General features: G+C 68.6%; 2 protein-coding genes. One reads left to right on the top strand and one right to left on the bottom strand.

All coding sequences use genetic code 11. From position 1 onward, the window contains the following. Nucleotides 1-677: 677 nt before the first annotated feature. Nucleotides 678-2,744 (bottom strand): DNA gyrase/topoisomerase IV subunit B, encoded by a 2,067-nt coding sequence (locus E1267_RS43145; RefSeq protein ID WP_132342021.1) that lies wholly within the window; start codon nt 2,742-2,744, stop codon nt 678-680. A gap of 248 nt (nt 2,745-2,992) precedes the next feature. Here E1267_RS43145 and E1267_RS47010 point away from each other — a divergent pair, with 248 nt between their 5' ends. Further along, nucleotides 2,993-3,223, top strand: a complete 231-nt coding sequence (locus E1267_RS47010; RefSeq protein ID WP_132342023.1) for a DUF7455 domain-containing protein — start codon at nt 2,993-2,995, stop codon at nt 3,221-3,223. Nucleotides 3,224-3,282: the final 59 nt, after the last annotated feature.

Raw genomic sequence — 3,282 nt, forward strand, 5'->3', positions numbered from 1 at the left:
ACCCACCGGCGTCCCGGCCGCCCCAGGCGTCCCTGTGGCCACGCCACGGCACCGGACCGCCCCCGGAATCCAGCTCCGCCCCTCAGCGCCGCTCCAGCACCCTCAGAGAGGCCTGCGCGGCTGGAGCAGCGCCGACGGCGCTCATTCCGAGGTCGCCATCAAACCGCGCCCTCGGAACCTCCGGCACGGAGAAGGCATCATGCGGACACCGCCACGGCCGGCCATGGTCCTTGGCCGGTGCAGTCGGCCCAGCGGAGAACCACCGCTGGGAGGCGGCTCGGAGGGCTGCCTGAGGTCCTGCGAAGGCTCCGCTCCGGGAACCTCTGCTCCCGGCTCAGGAGGCGACTCATGCGGTCAGCCATGAGGTCAGCGCGACGGGCGAGCGCGTGGACGGCGTGTTCGTGGACGGCGTGTTCGTGGACGGGCTGACAGTGCTGGGACCGGGCGTGGTGAGCGTCGCGTTGTGGGGGCGGTCGCGAACTGCACGTGCCGGCCTGCCGCGCGGGTCTCGTTCTGCTCATCCTGGCGTGCTTCCGCCCGGGCCGGCTGCGTACGAGCACGTGGCCGGCCGTGCCTGCGTACATGCTGCCGGTCGCGACGCCCGGCAGCGCGTACGGCTGCACGGAAAAGGTGGCGGAGGCGCGTCGCGGGCACCCCTCTCGACGTGCCGCGGGGCGTTATGCGTCGATGTGGTCGCGATCCACTTCGGCGGCGCTGCTGACGATGAACTCGCGGCGCGGCGCGACGTCGCTGCCCATCAGCAGGCTGAAGATGCGCTCGGCGCCCTCGGCGTCCTCGATGCGGACCCGCCGCAGGATGCGGTGGCGCGGATCCATCGTCGTCTCGGCCAACTGGTCGGCGTCCATCTCGCCCAGACCCTTGTAACGCTGCACCGGGTCCTTCCAGCGCTTGCCGCGCCGCTCCAGATCGCGCAGCACCTTCTGCAACTCGGCGTCGGAGTAGCAGTAGATGTATTTCTCCTTGCCCCTGCCGGGGTTGGTCAGCTCGATGCGGTGCAGCGGCGGCACCGCGGCGAACACGCGCCCCGCCTCCACCATCGGCCTCATGTAGCGGTGGAAGAGGGTCAGCAGCAGGCAGCGGATGTGGGCGCCGTCGACGTCGGCGTCGGCCATGAGGATGACCTTGCCGTAGCGGGCCGCCTCGATGTCGAACGAGCGTCCCGAACCGGCCCCGACCACCTGGATGATGGCGGCGCACTCGGCGTTCTTGAGCATGTCGCTCACGGAGGCCTTCTGGACGTTGAGGATCTTGCCTCTGATCGGCAGCAGCGCCTGGAACTCCGAGTCGCGGGCCAGTTTGGCCGTGCCCAGCGCCGAGTCGCCCTCGACGATGAACAACTCGCTGCGGTCGACGTCGTCGCTGCGGCAGTCGACCAGCTTCGCCGGGAGCGCTGAGCTTTCCAGCGCACTCTTGCGCCGCTGGTTGTCGCGGTGCTCACGGGCCGCGATGCGGGCCTTGGCCGCCGCGACGATCTTCTCCAGGACGGCCCTGAGCGGCTGCTTGTAGCCGCGTGGGGGGTTGGTGAACAACTCCCTGAGCTCGCGGGAGACCACGTGGGAGACGATGCGGGTGGCCGCGGAGGTGCCGAGCACCTCCTTGGTCTGGCCCTCGAACTGGGGCTCGGGAACCAGGACGGCGACCACTGCGGTCAGACCCTCGGAGATGTCGTCCTTCGTCACCGGGTCGTCGCCGTTCTTCAGCAGGCGCGTCTCGCGCAGCACCTCGTTGACCGTGCGCACCAGCCCGCGCTCGAAACCGCTCAGGTGGGTGCCGCCCTTGGGCGTGGCGATGACGTTGACGAACGAACGCACGGTCGACTCGTAGCCCTTGCCCCAGCGGACCGCCACGTCGACGAGCAGCTCGCGCTCCACCTGCGTGGGCGTCATGTGGCCCTGGTCGTCGAGGACCGGCACGGTCTCGTGGAAGTGGCCGGAGCCCTGCAGGCGCAGCACGTCGCAGACGGCCTCGTCGCGGGCCAGGAACTCGGTGAACTCGGAGATGCCGCCGTCGAAGCGGAACTCCTCCTCGATGCGCTCCTCGTGCCTGCTGTCATAGACCGCGAGGGTCAGCCCCGGCACCAGGAACGCGGTCTGGCGCAGCCGCACGTGGATCTCGTCGAGCGAGACCTCGGCGTCAGGCAGGAAGATCTGCTTGTCGGCCCAGAAGCGCACGCGCGTGCCGGTGACCTTTTTCGACAGCTTCTCGCCAACGCGCAGCCCGGGCTTCTTCCTGAACCTGGCCGTCGGCCCTTCTCCGTCGAAGACCCCGGTGACACCGCGGCGGAAGCTGATCTCGTGCACCCTGCCGTCGAGGTCGACCTCCACGTCGAGCCGCGAGGACAGGGCGTTCACCACGGAAGCGCCGACGCCGTGCAGACCGCCCGACGCGGCGTAGGAGCCGCCGCCGAACTTCCCGCCCGCGTGCAGCTTCGTGTAGACGAGCTCCACGCCGGCCAAGCCGCTCTTGGGCTCGATGTCCACGGGGATGCCGCGGCCGTTGTCGCGCACCTCGATGGAGCCGTCGGCGTAGAGCTCGACCTCGATCCGGTTGCAGTGACCCGCTAGCGCCTCGTCGACGCTGTTGTCCACGATCTCCCAGAGGCAGTGCATGAGCCCGCGGCTGTCGGTGGACCCGATATACATGCCGGGTCGCTTGCGGACGGCCTCGAGGCCCTCAAGCACCGACAGGTGACGAGCCGTGTAACCCGCCTCCACTAGCGTCACTCCAGCTCCTCTGAGTCTAGGGATCGAACACGTGTGCGTAGCTTACCGTTCTTCCCGCACGCGCGCGTACAAGCTTGCCATGGAGCCGCGTTTGCTGTTACCAACCGGCTGATCATCATTACTTCCGGACACATTCCGCTCTGGGCGTAGAGAGGGGGCGGTTGGGAACGTCCACGTCCGGTTAGATGTTGTTCCAAGTGACTGACGCCAGATCCTCGCTTCGGCGGGGGTGACCCGAAAGGCGATACGTGACTGGAGCTCTCGCCCCCGTTAAGCCGCTGACGGCCCTCGACCGCTGCGACCGCTGCGGTGCCCAGGCCTACATTCGCGCGACCCTGCCTGTGGGTGGGGAGCTGCTGTTCTGTGCCCATCATGGGCGTCAGCACATCGCAGCGCTGCGCGAAAAGGGCGCCGACATCCTGGACGAGTCGGCTCGACTCAGCGAAACCCCAACAGTTGCCCCTAACGACGAGCGCTGACCGGCGCTGGTCGTGATGAGATAACCACATAGCGCATAGCAGCGCGGCGACCCCGGGCA

The organism is Nonomuraea longispora (assembly GCF_004348345.1).
Classification (GTDB): Bacteria; Actinomycetota; Actinomycetes; order Streptosporangiales; family Streptosporangiaceae; genus Nonomuraea; species Nonomuraea longispora.